A 21,152-nucleotide genomic window follows, 5' to 3' on the forward strand; every position below is an offset into this window, starting at 1 on the left:
GTCGGAGTGAGGCCGCGGTCCAGGGGACGTCGGTACAGCGCCTAAGGCGAGGTATGCCTGGCGGGCCGTGGCCGGCCGAAGAGCGCGGCGAGTGCCGAGTCCGAGGCGTCCAGGGCGGCCCGGTCGAAGGTGCTGCTCGCGGCGACCAGTTCGGCGGCCCCGGTCCGGTCGAGCAGCTCGGCGAGCCGGCGCTCCACCCGCGCCGGCGTGCCGGTGATCGCCGCCGCGGCGGCCTGCTCAAGATACTGCTGCTCGCGGGCGGTGCGCGGGGCGGCCCGGACCGCGTCCACCGGTTCCAGCGGCGCGAACGTGCCGGTCGTCCGGCTCCGGGCCATCGACCACGCCTCCGGAAGCAGTAGATCGGCGGCCTCCGCGTCGGTGTCCGCGATCAGGACATCGAGGCTGATCGCCACATACGGTTCCGGTTGCTGCGGGGACGGCTGGAAGTCGCGGCGATAGGCGGCAAGCGCCCGCAGCCCGGGTTCCGGATCACCGCCGAGCCCGAGCAGCGGGCCGCCGACGATCACGGGCAGCCCGCGCCCGGCCGCGATCTCCAGCCCGCTGCCGGTGGCAAGCACGTGGAGCGGCACCGCGCCGTCCGGCCGCGGGCGCAGCGTGACCTCCGCCGTACCGTTGAGGAAGCCGCTCAACTCCGCGAGATCGGCGGAGAAGTCCCGATCGGTCTGCCGCAGGGCGCGGCGTACCGGCGGAGTGAAGCCGGGCGAGCGGCCCAGCCCCAAGTCCACCCGGCCCGGCGCGAAGGCGGACAGCGTGGCGAACTGCTCGGCGACCACGATCGGCTGGTGGTGCGGCAGCATCACCCCGGCGGAACCGAGCCGGATCGTCGACGTCGCGCCGGCGAGCGCGGCCAGCAGCACCGCCGGGGCCGCGCCGGCGACGCCCGGGACCGCGTGATGTTCGGCGACCCAGAACCTGTCGTATCCCTGGCGTTCCACCCGGGCCGCGCGCGCGACTGTGCCGCGCAGCGCGGCGGAGTCGGGCTCACCCGCGCGGGTACGGGACCGGTCCAGCAGCGACAGGCCGACCTCGGAGTTGATCACCTCAGATCCAGCGTCACCGGTCAGGGACTTGTTCCCCGATCCGCTGACGCCCGCGGCCGCAGGCGGGCAACCCGCTGACGCCCGCGACCGGAAGCGGGGCGGCCGCGACCGGAAGCGGGGCGGCAACGGCTGGTTTCGCGCGGCGGCTCCGCGGCGAGACGACGGTGGGCCGCCGGGCTGGTCAGCGCACCACCCACCCGGTCAGTGGGCTGCCGCCGCGCGCACCGGACGCGACCCGCCCGAGCCCGGCCACCGCGGGCAGCAGCCGCTCCCGCACCGATTCCGGCCCGGACCACAGCCGCTCGTGGAAGCCGGCGATTGCCTCCTCCGGGTCACCGGCGCCCGGCACGGACAGCGAGAAGACCACCTGCCGCCACGCGTACGCGATGTCCTTGCCTCCCCGCAGACTCCTCGGGCGGGCCGCGATCCGCAACGCGGTGCCGAACGCGCCGGCCGCGGCCGCATGCCAGCCGTCCTGCGGCTCGGCGCCCACCGCGTACGCGAGCGTGGCAAGGTTGTGTGTGGTCAGGATCTGGCCCTGCTCGATGACCGCCCCGTTCCCGGCGGTGGTGCCACGCGGGTTGCCGGCCCGCGCACGGCAGTAGCCGGCGAAGTCGGCGGCGGCCCGCTTCCATTCGATGTCGTAGTACCGCTGGTAGAGGCTCCCGTCGAGCAGCTCGCCGGCGAGCGCGGCGGCCCGGCCGAACGTCGGCGAGAAGCCGCCCATGAAGATGTCCGCGGCCAGCTCCTCCACCCACGGATGCATCGGTGAGAGCGTCGACAGCTCGCTGACGAGCGGATTCGGGGTGATCGTGCCGGGGAAGCCGGTGAGGTAGTACGTGCCGAGGCGCCACGCGGTCTCCGGCCGGGCGGACGGCCGGGCCGGCCGCTGCACGGCGACCCACGGCAGCTCGCCGATGCGCACCTGGTGGGCGTAGTCGAGCAGGAGCAGCGACCGCCGGTTGCGGAACGCCCGGTAGACGGCGGCCATCAGCGCCGGATCGGCGTACCCGGAAGCCTCCACCACCGAGGTGATCTGCGGCGTGAGCCGGGCCAGCACTTCGGCGGACGGCACGACGCGCGCGGCGATCAGCTCGGGAATGGTCCCGGCGGTGGCGCGGCGCACCAGACGCCGGACCGGCGCCGGTACCGGCACACCGCCGACCGGCGCGCAGATCGCCTCCACATCGGACACCCCGGCGCAGGGGTCGAGCGCGCCGAGCCGGGCGGACACGGCGTGGGCCAGCACGTGATGGCCGGGCTGCGCCGCCTGCCGGGCCTGCGCGGACCGCAGCGCCGTGTGCGCCGGCGAGCCGGGCAGCCCGCGCTTGGCCGTCATCGATGCGATCGCCACGCGCAGCAGCCCGGCGTGCCGCGGGGTCAGCTCGCGGCCGGCGACGGCGTGCTCGGCCGCGGTCCGCAGAATGTAGAGGTTCTCCTTACGGCGCAGGTGCTTGCGGCTGCGCGTGTGCCGGGCCGCGAGCTCCCGGTACCGGGCGAGCAGCTCCCGGGCGCGTCCGGCGTCGAAATCAAGCCACAGCCCCAGGAACTCGTCGGCAAGCGGGTTCCACACGGTGAGCGTCTCCCGCTGCGCCGCGATCCGCGGATTCTCCACCCGCGCGGCCAGCTGCGCGGCGACCTCGCCCGCACCGGTGCGCCACACCACGTCAGGTGCGCGTACCACCGGCCGGTCCGGCACGGGTGTGAAGCACAGCCGGTCGGCGAACGGCCCGATCGCCTCAAGCACCTCAAGCGCCGCGGCCCGGTCGCCGGAGCGCAGCAGCGACGCGACGACAAGCAGCGCGCCCTGCTCCGGCACGTCGATCCGGTAGTCGCCGCTGTCGAGCATCGCGTACAGCTCGGCCAGCCCCGCCTCCGTCAGGAAATGTGCGAACGCCGCGGCCCGGCTGCCGAACCGCACCTCGTGCGGCCGCAGCGGCCCACCCGCCGACGCCTCACCTGTCGCGAACCCGCCGCGCGCCACGTCGAGCGTCACCCAGGACGGAAAACCCTTGACCGGGGTACGGGAGCCGTGCGCGTGATCACCGGACAGCACAAGCGACCACCGCCGCACACGCTCCTCCGCGCGCCGCCGGGTCGCCGGGTCCTCGTGCGTGGTGGCGGTGACGAACGCCGACGCGAGCTGCCCGGTCACGTACCCGGCCTGTGCCTTGTCCATGCCGGCGTGGCGGGCCCCGCCCCCGCGCCCTCCGGGTCCAAGCCCGGTGCTCTGTCTCGCTGAGCTACACGCCGTCGCTGGAGCCACCTTAGACTGCGCCGCCACCTGCCGCCGCCGAATTTCGGCCCGGTCAGCGTCCCTTCCGCAGATCCTCGATGACATGCTGATAGGCGTCGGGCCGCACGGCGAACGAGCCGTAGTACGGGTAGCTCATCTCGACGATGAGGAACAGGTTGGTCGCGATCACCGCGCTCGCGAGGACCAGCAGCGCCCGCCGGACCGTGGAGTCGGACAGCCCGAAGAACAGCAGCATGCCGAGGATGGCCGCGGTGGACGTCAGCACACCGAACCACATCACACCCGACACCCGCTGGTCGTCGGCCTCGGCGTCGTTGTCGTGGTGGAACTGCTCCGCGCGGCCGATCCGCTGAAGCGCGTCAAGCGTGAACCGGGCGCCGACTCTCACCCGCGTGTCAGTCGTCGCTTCGGTGGAGTTGGGAGTCCTCCAGGTCCAGGTCGCGCTGGGCGCGGGTGAGGACCTCCTCGGGGATTCGGCCCTCGTTGCGAGCGACCTTGAAGACGTGTCGCTCTGCCATGATCATCTGGCGTCGGAGGCGGCGGTAGGCAGATGACGGCGTTTCCCGCTCCTGGCTGCCGAGCCGCTCCCATGCGCCGTTGGTCCGGTGTTCGACGATCTCCCGGAGCCGGTCCACCACCGACGCGGGCGCGTCGCCGGCGTGCTCCTCGAGCGCCTCAAGCGCGGCCCGGCTGGCCCGGTGCTGCACGGCCGCCTCCGCGAGCGCGTCCGCGGTGCTCGTGTCCTCGCGTACCCCCAGGCGGTTTGCCAGAAAGGGCAGCGTGGTGCCCTGGATCAGCAGGGTCAGCACGATGATCGCGAAGGCGACGAAGACGAACAGGTCACGTGGGTAGCCGCCCGGTACCTCGTCGACCGGCGGCAGCGTCAGCACCGCGGCAAGCGTGACCACCCCGCGCATGCCGGCCCAGGCCACCACTGTCGGGCCGCCCGGCGCCGGGCGCGCCTCCCGGTTGCGAATCTTGGGGAAGAGGCGGGCCAGGTAGGTGGCCGGGAAGATCCAGGCGAACCGGAGGATCACGATCGCGGCGAACACCAGCGCGGTCGCCTGCACCGTGGTGGCGAGCCCGGTCTCCAGGTCGCCGACCAGCTCGCGCAGCTGCAGCCCGACCAGCAGGAAGACCACGCCCTCGAGCAGGAAGATGATCAGCCGCCAGACCGCCTCCATCTGCAGGCGCGACGTCGGTGACAGCAGGTACGGGATGCGGTGGCCCAGGTAGAGGCCGGCCACCACCACGGCCACCACGCTCGAGGTGTGCAGTTCCTCGGCCACCACCACCACGACGAACGGGGTGAGCAGCGACACCGCGTCCGCGAGCATCGGATCCTGGACCCTCTTGAGCAGCCACGCAGCAAGCACGGCAGCCGCGAACCCGAGCGCCACGCCACCGCCGGTGATCACCACGATGTCCCGGCCGATGTCCCAGAAGCCGACCGCCGCGCCGGTCAGCGCACCGCCCGCGATCCGGACCATGACCAGCGCCGTCGCGTCGTTGAGCAGGCTCTCGCCCTCAAGCAGGGTGACGATCGCGCGCGGCAGGCCGATCCGGCGGGCGATGGCGGTCGCGGACACCGCGTCCGGCGGCGCGACCACGGCGCCGAGCGCGACGCAGGCGGCCAGCGGCACCTCGGGCAGCAGCAGGTGCAGGAGCCAGCCGGTGATCAACGCCGTGAAGATCACCAGTCCGACCGCGAGCAGCATGATCGGCCGCAACGCCCTGCGGAACGCGGGGATCGAGGTCTGCAGCGCGGCCACGTAGAGCAGCGGTGGCAGCAGGCCGACAAGCACCAGCTCCGGCTCGACGTGGACCTCCGGCAGACCGGGCATGAACGACAGGCCCAGGCCCGCGATCAGCAGCACCAGAGGTGCGACGACGCCGAGCCGCCGGGCCAGCGCGGCCCCGGCGATAGCAATCACTACCAATACCACCGTGTCGACAATGCCTTCCATGACCGGAAGCTTAGGCCGTACCGCCGGGTGGAGATCACAACCGGACGGCGAACCCCGCTCCCGCCGGTCCGCGCGCGCCGTCGAGGCAGCGATGGATCACCTGCCGCCGACCGGATAATTCGATGAACATCGATTGACAGGGGGATGTGACGTGGCGAGACTCGTGGTCAGGCGTGAACCGGACACCCACCATCCGGTTCCGCCGCTTCGCGCCTGACGAGAGGGGACCATCGATGAGATCGAGAGCACGGAGGGTGGGGCTGGCGTTGATCGCCGCCTCCGTGGTGTTCGCCGGCGCCGTGTACGGCGTGACCAGACCGGCCGCGGCCGATGTCGTGGCCGACCTGAGCGCCTCCGCACTGGTCGCCGACATGGGAGCCGGGTGGAATCTGGGCAACCAGCTGGAAGCCAACAACAACGGCATTCCCAGCGAGACCGCCTGGGGGAACCCGGTGGTGACCCAGACCCTGATCAACCGGGTGAAGGCGTCCGGGTTCAAGACGATTCGCATTCCCGTCTCCTACCTGGGACACATCGGTGCGGGCCCGGACTACACGGTCAACGCCGCATGGCTGACCAGGATCGCGCAGGTCGTCGACTACGCCTACAGCCAGGGTCTGTACGTGCTGATCAACATGCACGGGGACGGCTACAAGTCCGTCACCGGTTCCTGGCTGATCTGTGACGCGTCGGACCAGACGACGATCCGGGCCAAGTACCAGAAGGTCTGGCAGCAGGTCGCGACGAAGTTCGCGGGCTACAACGACCGTCTGATCCTGGAGTCGATGAACGAGAACTTCGACGGGCAGTACGGCGCACCCACCCAGCCGTGCTATTCGAACATCAACACCTACAACCAGACCTTCGTCGACACGGTACGCCGTACCGGCGGGAACAACGCCTCCCGATGGCTGCTGGTGCCCGGCTGGAACACGAACATCGACTACACCGTGGGCAACTACGGGCTCGTCATCCCCACCGATCAGTACCGGTCGTCCTCGATTCCCGCGGGTGAACAGCGGTTGATGATCTCCGTTCACTACTACGACCCGTGGGACTTCGCCGGGCAGGAGGACGGCGTCATCACCCAGTGGGGACCGAACGCGACAAACCCGGCCAAGACGTCGACCTGGGGCCAGGAAGACCATCTGGACGCCCAGCTGAAGAAGACCCACGACACGTTCGTCGCCCGCGGCTATCCGGTGTTCGTCGGCGAGTACGGCTCGATCGACAAGACGACCTACGACGCGGCGAACAACACCTACCGTGCGGACTTCGCGCGCACGCTCGTGGCGACCGCGAAGAAGTACGGCGCGGCCACCGCCTACTGGGACAACGGCTGGAACGGGCAGCACGGGTTCGGGCTGTTCGACCGGAGCTCCGCCACGGTGACCCAGCAGGGCATCATCAACGCGATCATCGGTGCGGCCGGCGGCGGCCAGTCCACCCCCACGCCGACCACGTCCGCGACACCCACCGCCTCACCGACACCCACTGGATCACCGACGCCCCGGCCGGGCACCTGCCGGGCCGTCAGCACGGTCAGCGCGTGGAACACCGGCCTGACCAACAGCATCACCATCACCAACACCGGCAGCTCCACTGTCAACGGCTGGGCCCTCACCTTCACCCTGCCCGCCGGACAGACAATCGTCTCCGGCTGGAGCGCCGGATACGCCCCGGCCAGCGGCACGGTGACCGCCACAAACGTCGGCTACAACGGCACGCTCCAGCCGGGAGGGTCGACCACGATCGGCTACCAGGCCAACCACACCGGCAACGCGTCCGCGCCCACCGGATTCACACTCAACGGCGCAGCCTGCGGTTGACCACGAGGCCCGCTGATGCGCCGGACTCCCGGCGCATCAGCGGCCGCCCTCAGGAGACGGTGACCGTGGTGTGCAGCGCGTTGAAGCCGGTCGACTGCTCCCAGGTGCCGGTGTTCGCGGTACGGATCGCGTACTCGGCACGGTTCGGCAGCAGCGGGTCCGGCAGGTTGAGCAGCAGCTCGTAGCCGCCGGCCGGGAGCCCGGCGGGCAGGGTGACGGTCTCGGTGACGGTGGGGGTGGTGCCGGCGGCCCAGCGGCGCGGGTCGGCGGCGAGCGGCAGGCGGGTCACCGCGCCGTTCGAGGTGGCGCGCAGGATCAGCTCGGCGCCACGCGGGTTGATCGGGGCGGACCAGCCGTCGTTGCGGACCGTCAGGCTGATCGGCAGCGCACCGCCGGCCCTTGCCGTCTGCGGATACGTACCGCTGACAAGGGTGAATCGGTAGCCGAGGTTGCGCTCGATCGTGCTGAGGCAGCCGCCGGTCCGGAAGCCGTCGATCACACCGGGGTGGTAGTCGGTGTTCAGGTACGTCCAGTGGAACCGGGCCATCTCCGCGGTGGCGGTGGTGCACTCGGAGCGGGGCGGGTTCACCGCGCAGGTCTCGCCACCCATCGCGGTGTAGCGGGTGTCCGCCTCCAGGTACGGGTACTCGACGGCCGGGTCGATGTAGGTGCCGAAGTCCGTGTCGCTGGCCAGGAAGCAGTCGTTGTGGTGGCCGGTACGGGCGAGCGCGGACCCGTTGTACGCCTGCGCGTCGGTGACCGCCGCGGTCCCGTACATGGTGCGCTTGAACGCGGGCGTGCGCAGCTGCACCATCCGGGTCGCCGGCAGCACTGCGAGGATCTTGTCGTGCACGGCCTTGCGGTTGGCCCGGTCGGCATCCGTGACGACGCCGTTGTTGCCGAAGTTCTGCGTGTAGTAGCCCTCGCCCCAGGCGCCGACGAAGCCGGACTGCATGACCTCGATGACGTCGGCGTTGCGGGTCAGATACGGCGCGAGCTGGTCGAGATGGGCCAGCACCCGGTCCTTCGGGGCGTCGTCGCCTGCCTCCGAGTCGGTGTAGGCGAACCGCAGCACGGTCTTGAGCCCGGCCGCCCGTACCGTGTCGAGCTGCTTCTGCAGGTGGGTCAGCGCCGCGGCACTGATCGGCGCGGCCTGGAACCCACGCAGGTAGAACACACACATGACAAGCGAAATCTTGGCATCGGTACGGTACGCGCGAAGCGTCGCCTCGTCGAAGGTGGACGAGTCGCACTCGCCGGCGTGGTGGTAGAGCCCCCGTTCCGGGTTCGCGATGACCTCGCCGCTCGCGGTGTAGGTAACGGTGCCACCCGGTTGCGTGGTCGGGGTCGGGGTCGGGGTGGGTGACGGCGACTGCGCCGAGTCGTACCGCTGCGTGATCTTCTCTGAGGTCTGGGAGGGCGACTCGACCTGGAAGACCAGGTCCGTGTCGCCGGGTGTGGCCGTCTCGCCGATCGCCGCGCGCGGCAGCGTCCAGGTCGCGACGCCGTCCGCATGCGTGTGCGTGACAGTGGTGACCGGCGTCCAGCTCCAGCCGGAGCCGCCATGCTGGTAGAGCGTGGCGTTCTCAAGCATGAACTCCGCACCGGCGCCGCCCTGCGCGAACCCGGTGCCGGCGTTCCGGTCGGTGTCGATGTAGGCGCGGGCGAAGTCGGGCGTGCCCGAGTACGCGAACCGGTAGGTCACCTCGGTGGCGGTGCTTGTCGCTGTGGGTTCGGTGATTGACGCGTTGGCCGTGGTGGCAAGGACCACGCCGGAGCCGGCGGCCAGGGCGAGCACGAGCCCGCCACCGAGCCATCGAATCTTCGGAGGCATATGATCAACCTTCCTGTCACACAGACCGGCGATTGCCGCCGTCTTACTGCGAAACGCGCTGATTTCGCCCCGTTGCTGCCTGATGTGACCCACGCCATAGATGGTGGTGTTTTCGACCGTTCGCCCGAGCGGGGGCCCCGGGAGTGCGGCTATGACGCCGTATAGACGACGACGCGCAGGTCGCCGGGGTTGAGCGTGAGCACGTCCAGATCCAGGTAGAGGTGGCCGTGCGCCGGGTTCGGCACCCGCAGCCGGTCCGCGTGCCCACCGGCGACCGGCGGCGCGTCCCAGAGCTGGGCGAACTCCCCGCTCCGGGCGCGCAGGTCGGTGACCATCGACGCCAGATCGGTATCGGCCGGGTAGCGGCGGGCCGTATCGCGCAGCTCGGCCACGACCGCGGCACGGAAACCGCCGAGCCGGTCCGGCACCTCGAACACCGAGGGGCCCACCTCGGTGAACGCGCGCCAGACCACGTTCCGCGCGCGGCCCGGGGTGTCAGGCACCGTGCACACGTCCGCATGCCAGATCTTGTTCGCGTCGAGCACCGTCCAGCTCGCGTCGCAGACGCAGACCGCGACCTCGGTAAGCCGGTCGAGCATGCGGCGGGCGGTCTGGGTGACCTCGCGCGGGACCAGGCCGTCCGGCTCCGGCGCCGAGGCGAACCCGGCGAGTGCGCGCAGGCGGGCATGCTCGTCCACACCCAGCCGCAGTGCCCGCGCGAGCGCGTCGACCACGCCCGGTGACGGGCGCCGCCGCCCCTGCTCCAGGCGCTTCAGATGCTCCTCGGAGACGCCCACGACGCCTGCGAGCTCGTCCCGGCGCAGGCCCGGTACGCGCCGCACGGCGGGTAACGACGCCGGCACACCGGCCTCACTCGGAGTGAGCCGGTACCGGAGGGTCCGCAGCGCGGTCCCGAAGTCGTCGTCCCGCCGCACGGCCTCATTCTGACAGGTACGGTCAGTCGCGGGCCAGGCGCGGGCCGCCCGGCACCGCGGCACCGGCGGCGTCGACCGGCTCCATGTAGAAGCGCGACCGGCGAATCAGCCCGTCACGTACCGTGATGATAATGACGCCGCGCAGGTCCTGACCGGCGGCCTTGGTGTAGTACCACTCGCCCCAGACCTCGTCGCCCACCTCGACCGCGTGCGTCACCTCGATCGTGATCTCCGGCGACGTCTTGAAGACCCTCTCCCAGTTCCTGCGCACCTGGTCCGGCCCGTGCACGTCCCGGCCCGGATGGGCCGGCCACTCACCCAGGAAGTCCTCACCGAAACAGGCCGACACCCCATCGAGATCATGACTGTTCAACGCGCCCACCAGGCGCTGCACCACAGAGTTGCTCATGCCGATCGACGCTATGCGGCCCGGCGCGACCCGGCCGGGGCCAGGATGTACCACCCGGGCCCCGCACGCGCCGGAGGCGGGCCCGGCGTTCCCGCCGGGCCCGCCTCGTCAGGTTCGTCTACCGCTGCCGGGTGAGCAGGCCCGGGCGGTACGGCAGGAGTCCGTAGTCTCCGCCGGAGCTCGGTGAACGGCCCTGGTAGAGCAGCTGGAGGTTGCACGGGTCGACAGTCATGGTCTGGTCCGCACTAACCCGGATCAGCTCACCGTGGCTGATGTCGTTGGTCCAGGTGGCACCGCTGTTGGCCTTGCCGGCGAACGGGTTGCTCTCGGTGGCGGCCTGCGGGGTCCACGACCCGCCCAGGCTGCTCGCGGTGAACGAGCGGAAGTAGCGCCCGTTCGCACCGATCGCCTCGACGATCATCAGGTACTGGTTCTGACCCTGCACCTTGTAGACCTGCGGCGCCTCGAACAGGTTGTTCGTCGAGTCGCTCATGATCACCGTGGACGTGGAGCCGAAGCTGCCCGGGAAGTTCCCGATCGGCATGCTCGCCCGGTAGATCTTGCCGTTGTCACCCGCGAAGAACAGGTACATGTTCGACGAGTCACCGATCACCGCCTGATCGATCGGCCCGGTCCCCGAACCGGAGATACTCCCGGAGAACAGCGTCTGCGGCGACGACCAGCCGTTCGGGTTCGTCGGATCACTCGACGTCCGGTAGGAGAACGCCGCACCACCCCACTGATAGGCGAGCACCCAGATGTTGCGCGGGGCGAAGTAGAACAACGACGGCGCCACAGTGCCGGACGACATCGCGTTCTGACTCGCCGAGGCCATCTCGGACCAATTCGTGAACAGACTGAAGTTCATCGAACCCCACGACGTGCCATTGTCGTGCGTCGTGGCATAGACGAGCTGCTTGCCGTTGTACGGCGCGGTGGTGAAGTCCTTCAGCGAGACCCAGCCGGACCTCGGGTTGGCAAGCAGGCCCGTCGAGGACCAGCGGTACGTCGACGGAAGCGTGCAGCCGCTGCCACCGGTCGGGGTGGGGGTCGGATTGCCGGAGCCGACCCGCGCGAGCTGCCACTGCTGGTTGGTGCCGTCCCAGTCGGCGTACTGCACGATGTTGCCGCCGTCTGCGGTGGAGGCGCCCTGGACCTCGAGGGCCTTGCCGCTGTTGCGGTTGATCAGCTGGATGTAGCCGTCGATGTCCTGCACGCTGAACTGCTGGTTGGCGGCGTTGCTGTCGGTCCACTGCACGACCGATCCGCCGTCCGCGGTGGACCAGTTGTAGACGTCGAGGACCTTGCCGGAGTGCTTGGACTTCAGCCGGTAGTAGCCGCCGCCGGAGTCGACGAACTGCCACTGCTGCTGCACCTGGTCGTTGCGGGCCCACTGGGTGATCCTGGCCCCGTCGGTGGTGGCCAGGTTGTAGACGTCGAGGGCCTTGCCGCTGTTGCGGTTGACGAGCACGTATGAGGCGGTGGTGTCGATCGTCGCCGCGGACGCCTGGGACGCGGTGACCGTCACGATGCCCGCGCCGGCCGCCATGGCGACCACCGCGAACATGACGCGCCACAGGCGGCGCGGGGCGGAGGTGACGGCAGCCGGGCCGGCGGTGGTCGACGTGGCCCGGGGCCGGCGGGGGACCGCGGGTGGCGCGTTCTCCCCGGTGAGGCCGTTCATGTCAGAGGGTTCCTTCCGGTCGGCCGCGGGTGGAGCGTCCGCGGCGATGCTGTCATCGGAGACCCGGATCGAACGCCGCACGACTTCCGGCGGCCGCGGCGGGAACTGCGGGCTGTGCGGCCGCACTGTGGAAGAACCGCCGGGCCCTTTCGCCGGTGACGAAGCGTGCGGGAATGGCGGACCCGCATCACGAGTCCGGCAGGCTCGCGGCGCTCACGGTGCAGATCTTGACTCAGATGAGAGCGCTAACATTCATGTCCCGCAATATTGACAGCTTGTTTCCGAAGATTCAAGAAGTGGCGTAGATGGATACATTAAAGGTCTACGCCAGAAACCCGGGCACCGCCATAAATGCAGGCCGGGGCATCCGAGAAACGCGCCGCCGTCTCGGGATGACGCGATCACGCGCCTATCCACAGCGCACCTGACCCCAGCAGCGGCGCCCTCATAACGGTTTTTGCGGAACGTATTCAGAATGGCCGAGCATGAATGCCACGAAAGCGCGGCAGCGTGCACATGCCGTCGATTGCAGCCAGGTGTACCGCCCGTCAGCCAAGGGGTTCCGGCAACGCCAGGAGCCTGAGCTGCACGCGCGTGGTGATGCCGAGCCTGGGAAAGCTGCGGTAGAGGTGCGACCCGACCGTGCGTGGCGAAAGATGGAGGCGTTCGCCTATCTCCCGATTGGTGAGCCCCCGGCCCGCGAGCAGAACGACCTCGCGCTGCTGCGGGGTGAGCGCAGCAAGCGCCGCACCGACAGCGGCACGGCCACCCGTCACATCGGCCGCATCGCCGGTCTCCGGCCCGCCGCCCGGGATGCGGTCGGCGGCCATGCCGGCCGCGCGGGCTTCGGCGCGGGTCCGGTCGGACCAGGGAGCGGCGCCGAGGCGGTCGAAGAGGGCGACGGCCTCCGCGAGCGAGGTGCGGGACTCGACGATCCGGCGCCGGCGCCGTAGCCATGCGGCGAGATCCAGGGTCGCCTGAGCGTACTCGAACGGCCAGTGCCTGACGGCGGGATCCGCCAGGGCCGCCCGCAGGTGGGCTTCCGCGTGGTCCGGCCGGGCGAGCAGGCCTCGAGCCCGGTGCAGGATCGCCCGCAGGCGCGGGCTGTCCATTCGGGGCGCGCTGCGCTCGACGATCCGTACCGCGTCGTCGTGGTGGCCGGTGTGCGCGGCGGCGGCCGCCAGATCGGCGAGCAGCGGGAGACTCGCGTGGTAGTGCACGGGCGAGCCGTCCGCGGTGAAGGCGCCCCGGAACTGTTCCCACGCGGTACCGAAGTCGCCGTCCGCGGTGGCCGCGGAGCCGAGCGCGCGCCGGGCGGAGACCGCCACGGCCCGGCTCTCCAGCGGGTCGATCAGGGCGAGGGCGCCGGCGACGCGGGCGCGGGCCCGGCCTGTGTGGCCGCGCAGGGCCAACACCGTCGCACCGGCGGCGGCCGCGCCGGCGACCGCGTGGTCCAGGCCCAGAGCGCCACCGGTCGTGGTGATCCGGTCGCAGATGTCCAGGGCCTGCTGCCAGCGGCCTCGCTCCAGGTACGCGTACGGCGCGGCCCCGCCCAGGCAGTCCACCGGGGAGCCGTGCGCCGGCGGGTGCTGCGCGGCTTCGTCGAAGAGGCGGACGGCGAGCGGGGTCTCGTCCAGCAGCCAGGCCATGACCGCGGAGGCGCTGAGCGACTCGGGACGTGCGCCGCCCTCCTCGCCCGGCCCGAGCACCGCGGCAAGCAGATCACCGCGTCCACCGTCGGGGTGAGGATCGCAGAGCGCGGTGAGCCAGGCGTGCAGCGAGGGGCGGGACGGGTCGCCGGGCAGCGCGGACAGCAGGGTGCGCAGGCGGCGTCCCTGCTCGTCGTCGCCGGACTGGTAACGGACGGCTGTGGCCGCGGCCAGCAGATCACCGGCGACAGCCGGATCGGCGGTGAGCAGCGGTACGGCGGCTCGGGTCAGTCGCTCGAAGACGACCGCGTGCCGGTTCGTCATCCCGGCCAGCCTGCCGACCTGAAGTTCGGCCAGAGCCAGCAGGTGCGGGTCGTCGGTCTGCGCGCGCACGGCGTCGGCGAGGCTCTCGACCCGGGCCAGGTCGCCGGTGAACACTGCCGTCTGTGCCGCCCGGACCAGCAACCGCACCCGCTCCTCAGTCGTCTCGGCGAGGTCGGCGGCGCGGTGCAGGGCTTCGGCCATCGCCGCGTGGCCGCCCCGGCGACGGGCGGTGTCGGCGGTCCGTTCCAGGTCCGCCGACACCGCCGCGTCCGGTCCGGGGCTGGCGGCGGCCAGGTGCCATGCGCGGCGATCGGGCGCGAGTCCCGGGGTCGCGGCGAACGTGGTGTGCGCGGCCCGGCGGGCCCGCGGGGAGGCGCCGTGGTAGACGACGGATCTGGCCAGCGGATGCTGCGCCCAGACGGGACCGGCCGGTCCGGCGTCCCCGGCGATCGAGAGCAGGAGAGCCTCCCGCGTACGCGCCGGAAGTGCGTCGATCAGCGGGGCGAAGTGCCGATGCCACCGCGCGGCCACCGGCAGCGGGCCCGGGGCGCGGACGTACGGCGTACCGGCGAACTCGATAAGGGCCAGGGGGTTGCCGGCGGCCTGGGCGAGGAGCTCGGACCGGGCGGGGCCGGTCGGGGCAGAGGGCTGGCTGTCGAGGAGCTCTCCGGCCGCGCGCGGGTCCAGCGGGCCCAGGGCGACGGTGGGAAATCCCGGCACCGGCGGCTCTCCGCTGTGCGCGAGCACGATGGTGACCCGGGTGCCGCTCAGCCGCCGGCCGGCGAAGGCAAGCGCGTCGAGGGAGGCCCGGTCGAGCCACTGGGCGTCGTCGACGGCGACCAGGACGGGTTGCATCGCGGTCAGCGCCTCCAACAGGGCGATTCCGGCGGCGAAGGGAAGCGCGGGCGACTGCCGAAGGAGCTGGTGCAGTCCCGCACAGGGCAGGGCCGACTCCGCCTCGCTGCCGACCGCGCGCAGCACCCGGGTTCCGGCGTCCGCCGCCGCCCGGACCGCGTGCTCCAGGAGGGCGGTCTTGCCCGTTCCGAGGTCTCCGGACACCAGCAGGAGGGGATCCGCGCCGGCCGTCACCCGGCTCAGCTCCGCCGCACGCCCCATGATCACCATGCCTCATGATGCAGTCACGCGACCGATACCCGCCACCGGCCGTCCTGCCTACGGTGGGATCCCGTGCGAGCAATCAGATACGACAGGTACGGCCCACCCGAGGTGCTGCGGTCGGTACACGTCCCCGAGCCGGTGGCGGAGCGCGGGCAGGTGGTGGTGCGCGTACGTGCGGCCGGTGTCCACCCCGTCGAGCTGCACGTGCGTGCCGGAAAGCTGCGCCGGGTGCTGCGCGAGCCCTTGCCCCGCGGGCTCGGCGGCGACTTCACCGGCGTGATCGAGGCGGTGGGTGACGGGGTCGACCCGGGCAGGGCCGGCGAAGAGGTCTGGGGCGTCCTGCCGCATCTGCGGGTGGGCAGCACGGCCGAACGTGTCGCGGTGCCCGCGCACCTGGTGACGCCCGCCCCCACGACGATCGGCCTGACCGAGGCGGCGGCGCTGCCGGCGGCCGGCACCACGGTGCTCCGCGCCCTGACCGAGAAGGTCACCATCGGCGCCGGCACCGCCCTGCTCGTCCGCGGTGCCGCCGGTGGCGTCGGCGTGCTCGCCGTACAGCTCGGGCGGGCACTCGGCGCGCACGTGACGGCCCTGGCCCGCGCCGAGCATCTCGGGCTCGTCACCGCGCTCGGCGCCGACCTGGCCCTCGACTACCGCACGACGGAGCCGGCCGGCCTCGGCCCCTTCGATGTCGTGCTCGACCTGGTGGGGTCGGGGATCGGGGCGTACCGCAGGTCGTTGAAGCCCGGCGGGCGCTTGATCGCGCTCGCCCTGGACCCGGACCGTCTGGTGCGTTCGGTCGTCTCCACGCTTCGGCCGGGCATCGTCACCTTCACCAACGACCCCGGGACGGCCGAGCTGGACGCCCTGGCCCGCGCGGTCGACGACGGCCTGCTCCGGCCGGTCGTCGCGGACGTGCTGCCGATGGCGGCCGCGTCTCGGGCGCACCACCGCCTCGCGCAGGGCGGCGTCGCGGGACGGATCGTCCTCGACCCGCGCGCCGACCTCACGCCTCCCGGCGCCGAAGCGTGACCGCCTACCAAAGGCCTGGCCCGGCCGGCACACGATCCCCACGTGCGACGAGATCAGGCCAACCGTCACATGCCGTCCGGTCGCCGGGGGAGCGTGCGGGCCGCAACCACCCGCAGAGTGGGAAACCCGTTCCTGGTCAGGGCCGGAACGTCTCCTCGAGCGCCGGGCTCAGCGAGCGGCCGGTCAGCGGCTCGATGTAGAGGCCGGTGAGCGCCAGCTGGGCGAAGTGCCGCGGGTCGGTGCCGGACTCGAGCCCGCGGGCGGAGAGCAGCGCCTTGCCCAGCGCCATCGGGAGTCGCACCGCGGCGTCCGGCAGGCGGCGCACCGTGCGGGGACGGCCGACCGCGGCGGCCAGCCGGGTGAACAGCTCCCGCCAGCTCAGGTTCTCGTCCGAGACCGGGAGGTCCTCGCCGCTCGCCCGGTCCAGCGCGTCCGCGGCCGTCTCGGCCACGCTTCGCGCGGAGACCGCCGCGGTGCCGCCGCCCGGTGCGAACAGCGGCGCACCCGACCTCGCCCACCGGTCGAGCGGCCCCGACCAGTTCGGCAGCCGGTCACCGGCGCGGCCGAACACGAACGGCAGCTCGATCACCGCGATCGGCAGCCCTGTCGCGCGCGCCTCCCGGGCCTGCTCGACCCGGCACCTGATGTACGTGTGCCGATCGGTCAGCTTCCACTCCGGGTGGACCCTGTCGAAGTGGGTGTAGTACGAGCCCATCAGCACGCCGCTGACCAGGCCCTCCTCCCGCGCGGCCGCGAACAGCCGGGTCACCGGGTCCACCATCACGGCACGGAACGCCGGGTAGACCGGCTTCGGCATCGGCCGCTGCTCGTCGGTGCGCGCCGCGTAGACGACACCGTCCTGCCCAGCCATCATCCCCCGCAGCTGCTCATCGGTGGCCTGCCCGAGGTCGACAACGTGGTCTGCCTGCGACCGCGCCACAGTGGTCACCGTGTGACCGCGCTCCCGCAGCACCTCCACGACGTGCGCGCCGATCAGCCCGCTCCCGCCCGCAACGAGAACCTTCACTCCACAGTCTCCTTCTCCTCAGCCCCGGCCGACGGTACGCAGACCCTGGCGCGCACCGCACACCGGACCTCGGCCTCCGGTGTCGCGAGCCCGGGAACGGATCACGACACCGGCCGGAGGCGTCAGCTGAAGAGAGCGGCGGGGATGTCCGCGTAGAAGAGGGCGGGGTCCCGGGAGAGGGAGGCCTTGACGTTTGCGGTGGGAGCGTCCGCGATCACCTCGAGCGCGCCCGCCTCCAGGCCGTCCAGGGCCTTGGCCACCACCTCGTGCGGCGGGAGTTTGGCAATGTCGACGGCGGCCATCATGTCGGTGTCGGCGATCGCCAGCGCAAGCGCGGTGACCTGGGTCTTCTGGTCGGCCAGCTCCAGCCGGATGCCGTTGGTGAGCGACCACTCCGCGGCCTTGGAGGCGGCGTAGCCGTTGCTTGAGGGCGCGAAGGCGTACCAGCTCAGCGCCGAGATCACATTGAGGATGGCGCCGCCGGCGAGCCGGGGTGCGAACGCGCGGGTGACGTGAAGCGTGCCCCAGAAGTTGGTCTCGAACTCGCGGTGGATGTTGTCGGTGGACGGGCCGAGCAGCGGCGCCTGCGTGGAGATGCCGGCGTTGTTGATCAGGATGTCCAGGTCGCCCACCTCGGCGGCCGCGGCCTCGATCGACGCCTGGTCGGTGAGGTCCAGCCGGAGCGGGATGACGCCGGGGATGTCGATGAGTTCGGGGCGGCGCGCGGTCGCGTAGACGGTGGTGGCGCCGCGGGCGACGAGAGCCTCCGCGAAGGCCTTGCCGAGGCCGCGGTTCGCGCCGGTTACGAGTGCTTTTGTACCGTTGATCTGCATACCGCCACGGTAAGACCTGACGTTGACGTGAGGGGCAAGTACTGCGAGGTGGGTCACTCCGCCGATCCCCGCAGCGGGGCCCGCCGCAGGCCGCGCACCGCCGGGGTGAGCAGCAGCGCGGCACAGACCGCGACGCTTACCGCGCCGGAGAGCAGCAGCAGTTCGCGCGGGTCGACGATCTCGGCGACCGGGCCGGCGAGCGCCTGCCCGACCGCCACCCCGGAGACCGAGCCGGCCACCTCGTAGGCGGTGACCCGGTTGAGCACGTCCGGCGCGACCTGGGTCTGCACGCTTGTCGACCACATCACCGACCAGAACGCCCACGCCATGCCGCCGACCAGGTGGCCGGCCATCAGCAGCGGCAACGGCAGTTCAAGCGCCACGGACAGCGGGATGCACGCGAACCCGGACATGGCGATCCCACCGGCGACGAGCGGGCGCGCCGGCCGCAGCCGGATCGCGATCAGGCCGCCGAGCACGGTGCCGGCGCCGAGCCCGGCCATCACCCAGGCGAACGCGACGTCACCGAGGCGCTCACCGATCAGCCGGGAGCCCAGCGGCACGTACGGCCCGAAGACCAGCATGCCGAAGAAGACCCAGATCAGGATGACCGACCACATCCAGGCGCGGGACCGGAACTCCGACCAGCCACGACGCAGATCACCCCACACCGACAAAGGCCCTGCCACGGGGGTACGCCCGGGAAGGCGCAAAAACACCAGGCAGAGCCCGCTGAGCAGGAACGTGGCCGCGTCGACCGCGTAGACAGTGCCCGCGCCGGCCAGCACCATCAGCACGCCGGCCAGGACCGGGCCGCCGACCTGGGTGGCCGCGTCGGCGATCTTCAGGGTGCCGTTGGCCCGCTGCGGGTCCTCGGCGACCAGCGGCACCAGGCCGTTCACGCCGGGCTGGAACATCGCGGCGGCCGCCCCGGCCAGGAACGACGTGGCGAGCAGCAGCCAGAGCGGCGGTGTGCCGGTGAAGAACGCGACCGCGACCACGGACTGGGTGCCCAGCCGGACCGCGTCCGCGCCGACCATCATGGTCCTGGCGCCCACCCGGTCGGCGAAGACGCCGCCGAAGAGCACGAAGAGCACGAACGGCGCGGTCCAGACGGCAAGCACCGAGCCGACCCCGGACACGCCGTGGATCGCGCCGACCGCGAGCGCGGTCACGACCGGCAGCATCGCGTCCCCGAGCAGGGAGACGGCACGGGCGCCGAAGTACAGCGTGAAGTTCCTGGTCCACAGCCGGTCCGGCGTGGCGACGAGAAGTGCGGTGCGCATGGTGATCAATTCTGCGCATGCGGCGGGCCGCCCACAGGCGCTGGGCAGGACGACGATGGGTACATTCACGCCATGAGGCACCGCGTCGTCGCGCTCGTCGACCCGCCGCTTGAGATGTACCGGGTGACGAGCGCCTCCGCCGTCTTCGGCGACCACGGGCCGGACATACCCGCGCACTACGACTTCACGCTCTGCGCGGTACGGCCGGGCCCGGTCCGTACCACAATGGGGGTGGACGTGATCGTCGACCACGGGCTGGAGGCGCTGGCCGGGGCGGACACCGTGCTGATCTCCGGCTGGCACGCCGGCCCGGACGTCCCCGCCGAGATCGGGGCCGCCGTCCTTGCCGCGCATCGCCGTGGGGCGCGCATCGTCGCGATCTGCTCGGGCGTCTACGTACCGGCGAGTCTGGGTCTGCTCGACGGCCGGGCCGCGGCCGTGCACTGGGAGATGACCGCCGAGCTGGCCGCCCGGTTCCCGCTGGTCCGCGCGGACGCGTCGGTGCTCTTCGTCGATCACGGGGACGTGGCCACGGCCGGCGCGTCGGCGACCACCGTCGACCTGTGCCTGCATCAGGTGCGCCGCGAGCACGGCGCGGCCCTGGCGATGCGGATCGGCCGGCAGCTGTCCGCGTCGCCGCAGCGTGAGGGCAGCCAGCGTCAGTTCCCGCGGCTGCCGACCACCGGCCCGATGCCCGACTCGCTTGCGCCGCTGCTCGACTGGATCACCGCACACCTGTGCCGGCCGCTGACGATCGAGGACATGGCCGCGCACGCCGGTCTCTCCCCGCGCACGCTCACCCGGCACTTCACCGACCAGCTCGGCGTCTCCCCCGGCCGCTGGCTGCTCGACCGCCGGATCGCAAGCACCCGTGCGCTGCTCGAGGAGACCGATCTGCCGGTCGGCGCGATCGCCGCCCGCGTCGGCCTGTCCTCCGCGGTCAACCTCCGTCGCCGGTTCCGGGCCGCCCTCGGCACCACCCCGGCCGCCTACCGCGACTCGTTCCGCCGGGCGGCGCACTCGCGCGTGGCATGACGGCCGCGCGCTCCCCCGGGGTCACGGGTGCGGCGCCCCATTGCCTAGGATCCATATCCTCACAGGCGCCTCACCGAAGTGGATTCCTGATGACCGATCCCGAGATCGACACCACCCGGCCGAGCAGCGCACGGGTGTGGAACCACCTGCTCGGCGGTAAGGACAACTTCGCCGTCGACCGGGAGCTGGGTGAGGCACTGCGCGCGGCGAACCCGGGGATCGCGGCCATCGCCCGCACCCAGCGGGAATTTCTCATCCAGGCGGTCACGCTCCTCGCCGGCGAGGTGGGCATCCGGCAGTTCCTCGACATCGGCACCGGCCTCCCGACCGCGGACAACACCCACGAGGTCGCGCAACGGGTGGCTCCCGACTCGCGGATCGTGTACGTCGACAACGATCCGCTCGTGCTGGCCCACGCCCGCGCGCTGCTGACCAGTTCCCCGGAGGGCGCCACCGCGTACGTCGACTCCCCCGTGCAGGATCCGGAGCGGATTCTGGCCGAGGCCGCCCACACGCTCGACTTCAGCAAGCCCGTCGCCCTCACCATGATCGGCATCCTGGGCAATGTCGCCGACTACGCCGAGGCGCGTGCGATCGTCGAGCGGCTGCTGGCGGCCGTGCCGCCGGGCAGCTACCTCGTGGTCAGCGACGGCACGAGCACGAGCGCGCAGAGCATCGAGAGCCAGCGGATCGCCAACCGCAGCGGCCACCCGTACAACCTGCGTACCCCGGAGGAGATCGGCGGCTACTTCCAGGGGCTGGACCTGGTCGAGCCCGGTGTGGTGCCCACCTCCCAGTGGCGGCCCCGGCCCGGATCGGAACCGGAGCTCCTCGACGTGTACTGCGCGGTGGGCCGCAAACCGTAGGACCC

Annotated in this window: 16 protein-coding genes and 1 tRNA gene; 4 read left to right on the top strand and 13 right to left on the bottom strand. The window is 71.8% G+C overall.

From position 1 onward, the window contains the following. Positions 1-41 precede the first annotated feature (41 nt). The 5 genes from ACIA8K_RS25605 to ACIA8K_RS25625 form a co-directional block, all read right to left on the bottom strand. Complete coding sequence (locus ACIA8K_RS25605; RefSeq protein ID WP_396063445.1) at positions 42-1,061, bottom strand: MsnO8 family LLM class oxidoreductase; 1,020 nt, start codon at positions 1,059-1,061, stop codon at positions 42-44. A gap of 181 nt (positions 1,062-1,242) precedes the next feature. After that, positions 1,243-3,240 (bottom strand): hypothetical protein, encoded by a 1,998-nt coding sequence (locus ACIA8K_RS25610; protein ID WP_396063447.1) that lies wholly within the window; start codon positions 3,238-3,240, stop codon positions 1,243-1,245. A gap of 1 nt (position 3,241) precedes the next feature. Beyond that, positions 3,242-3,314 (bottom strand) — tRNA-OTHER (locus ACIA8K_RS25615). Between the two features lie 56 nt (positions 3,315-3,370). Then, positions 3,371-3,706 carry a hypothetical protein gene (locus ACIA8K_RS25620; protein WP_396063449.1) on the bottom strand — a complete coding sequence of 112 codons (336 nt, stop codon included), beginning with the start codon at positions 3,704-3,706 and terminating at the stop codon, positions 3,371-3,373. A 7-nt stretch (positions 3,707-3,713) separates the two neighbouring features. Continuing rightward, the gene (locus tag ACIA8K_RS25625) at positions 3,714-5,285 is read right to left on the bottom strand and encodes a Na+/H+ antiporter (protein WP_396063451.1); all 1,572 of its coding nucleotides are present in this window, start codon (positions 5,283-5,285) and stop codon (positions 3,714-3,716) included. A 233-nt stretch (positions 5,286-5,518) separates the two neighbouring features. On the opposite strand from ACIA8K_RS25625, the gene ACIA8K_RS25630 reads away from it, so the two are divergent. After that, positions 5,519-7,114, top strand: a complete 1,596-nt coding sequence (locus tag ACIA8K_RS25630) for a cellulase family glycosylhydrolase (protein ID WP_396063453.1) — start codon at positions 5,519-5,521, stop codon at positions 7,112-7,114. Positions 7,115-7,163: 49 nt separating this feature from the next. Here the strand turns inward: ACIA8K_RS25630 and ACIA8K_RS25635 are convergent, their stop codons facing one another. The 5 genes from ACIA8K_RS25635 to ACIA8K_RS25655 all read right to left on the bottom strand — a co-directional run bounded on the left by ACIA8K_RS25635 (position 7,164) and on the right by ACIA8K_RS25655 (position 15,074). After that, a complete protein-coding gene (locus tag ACIA8K_RS25635; protein WP_396063455.1) occupies positions 7,164-8,948 on the bottom strand; it encodes a DUF4832 domain-containing protein in 1,785 nt (594 codons plus the stop codon). Positions 8,949-9,097: 149 nt separating this feature from the next. Further along, on the bottom strand, positions 9,098-9,883 hold the full coding sequence (locus tag ACIA8K_RS25640) for a helix-turn-helix domain-containing protein (RefSeq protein WP_396063457.1): 786 nt from the start codon (positions 9,881-9,883) through the stop codon (positions 9,098-9,100). A 22-nt stretch (positions 9,884-9,905) separates the two neighbouring features. Next, positions 9,906-10,292 (bottom strand): nuclear transport factor 2 family protein, encoded by a 387-nt coding sequence (locus ACIA8K_RS25645; protein WP_396063459.1) that lies wholly within the window; start codon positions 10,290-10,292, stop codon positions 9,906-9,908. A gap of 118 nt (positions 10,293-10,410) precedes the next feature. Next, complete coding sequence (locus ACIA8K_RS25650) at positions 10,411-11,859, bottom strand: non-reducing end alpha-L-arabinofuranosidase family hydrolase (protein WP_396063539.1); 1,449 nt, start codon at positions 11,857-11,859, stop codon at positions 10,411-10,413. Positions 11,860-12,524: 665 nt separating this feature from the next. Further along, a complete protein-coding gene (locus ACIA8K_RS25655; RefSeq protein ID WP_396063461.1) occupies positions 12,525-15,074 on the bottom strand; it encodes a sigma factor-like helix-turn-helix DNA-binding protein in 2,550 nt (849 codons plus the stop codon). A 63-nt stretch (positions 15,075-15,137) separates the two neighbouring features. Between ACIA8K_RS25655 and ACIA8K_RS25660 the strand changes: the two genes are divergently transcribed. Then, on the top strand, positions 15,138-16,100 hold the full coding sequence (locus tag ACIA8K_RS25660; protein WP_396063463.1) for an NAD(P)-dependent alcohol dehydrogenase: 963 nt from the start codon (positions 15,138-15,140) through the stop codon (positions 16,098-16,100). Positions 16,101-16,236: 136 nt separating this feature from the next. On the opposite strand, the gene ACIA8K_RS25665 is transcribed toward ACIA8K_RS25660, so the two are convergent. The 3 genes from ACIA8K_RS25665 to ACIA8K_RS25675 form a co-directional block, all read right to left on the bottom strand. Next, positions 16,237-17,127 carry an NAD(P)H-binding protein gene (locus ACIA8K_RS25665; RefSeq protein WP_396063465.1) on the bottom strand — a complete coding sequence of 297 codons (891 nt, stop codon included), beginning with the start codon at positions 17,125-17,127 and terminating at the stop codon, positions 16,237-16,239. A gap of 122 nt (positions 17,128-17,249) precedes the next feature. Beyond that, positions 17,250-17,960 (bottom strand): SDR family oxidoreductase, encoded by a 711-nt coding sequence (locus ACIA8K_RS25670; protein ID WP_396063467.1) that lies wholly within the window; start codon positions 17,958-17,960, stop codon positions 17,250-17,252. A gap of 53 nt (positions 17,961-18,013) precedes the next feature. Beyond that, positions 18,014-19,246 carry an MFS transporter gene (locus tag ACIA8K_RS25675; RefSeq protein WP_396063469.1) on the bottom strand — a complete coding sequence of 411 codons (1,233 nt, stop codon included), beginning with the start codon at positions 19,244-19,246 and terminating at the stop codon, positions 18,014-18,016. A gap of 72 nt (positions 19,247-19,318) precedes the next feature. Here ACIA8K_RS25675 and ACIA8K_RS25680 point away from each other — a divergent pair, with 72 nt between their 5' ends. Further along, entirely contained in the window at positions 19,319-20,281 is a 963-nt protein-coding gene (locus tag ACIA8K_RS25680; RefSeq protein WP_396063471.1) for a GlxA family transcriptional regulator, read from the top strand. Positions 20,282-20,370: 89 nt separating this feature from the next. Next, positions 20,371-21,147 carry an SAM-dependent methyltransferase gene (locus tag ACIA8K_RS25685; protein WP_396063473.1) on the top strand — a complete coding sequence of 259 codons (777 nt, stop codon included), beginning with the start codon at positions 20,371-20,373 and terminating at the stop codon, positions 21,145-21,147. The last annotated feature ends 5 nt before the right edge of the window (positions 21,148-21,152 follow it).

This window comes from Catenuloplanes sp. NPDC051500 (assembly GCF_044454585.1).
GTDB lineage: Bacteria > Actinomycetota > Actinomycetes > Mycobacteriales > Micromonosporaceae > Catenuloplanes.

Excerpts from the sequence above, each read along its gene's own strand:
- ACIA8K_RS25645 (WP_396063459.1), bottom strand. The coding sequence starts at position 10,292 with ATGAGCAACTCTGTGGTGCAGCGCCTGGTGGGCGCGTTGAACAGTCAT.
- ACIA8K_RS25685 (WP_396063473.1), top strand. The coding sequence starts at position 20,371 with ATGACCGATCCCGAGATCGACACCACCCGGCCGAGCAGCGCACGGGTG.
- ACIA8K_RS25625 (WP_396063451.1), bottom strand. The coding sequence starts at position 5,285 with ATGGAAGGCATTGTCGACACGGTGGTATTGGTAGTGATTGCTATCGCC.
- ACIA8K_RS25675 (WP_396063469.1), bottom strand. The coding sequence starts at position 19,246 with ATGCGCACCGCACTTCTCGTCGCCACGCCGGACCGGCTGTGGACCAGG.
- ACIA8K_RS25670 (WP_396063467.1), bottom strand. The coding sequence starts at position 17,960 with ATGCAGATCAACGGTACAAAAGCACTCGTAACCGGCGCGAACCGCGGC.
- ACIA8K_RS25630 (WP_396063453.1), top strand. The coding sequence starts at position 5,519 with ATGAGATCGAGAGCACGGAGGGTGGGGCTGGCGTTGATCGCCGCCTCC.
- ACIA8K_RS25635 (WP_396063455.1), bottom strand. The coding sequence starts at position 8,948 with ATGCCTCCGAAGATTCGATGGCTCGGTGGCGGGCTCGTGCTCGCCCTG.
- ACIA8K_RS25680 (WP_396063471.1), top strand. The coding sequence starts at position 19,319 with ATGAGGCACCGCGTCGTCGCGCTCGTCGACCCGCCGCTTGAGATGTAC.
- ACIA8K_RS25650 (WP_396063539.1), bottom strand. The coding sequence starts at position 11,859 with ATGTTCGCGGTGGTCGCCATGGCGGCCGGCGCGGGCATCGTGACGGTC.
- ACIA8K_RS25655 (WP_396063461.1), bottom strand. The coding sequence starts at position 15,074 with ATGGTGATCATGGGGCGTGCGGCGGAGCTGAGCCGGGTGACGGCCGGC.
- ACIA8K_RS25610 (WP_396063447.1), bottom strand. The coding sequence starts at position 3,240 with ATGGACAAGGCACAGGCCGGGTACGTGACCGGGCAGCTCGCGTCGGCG.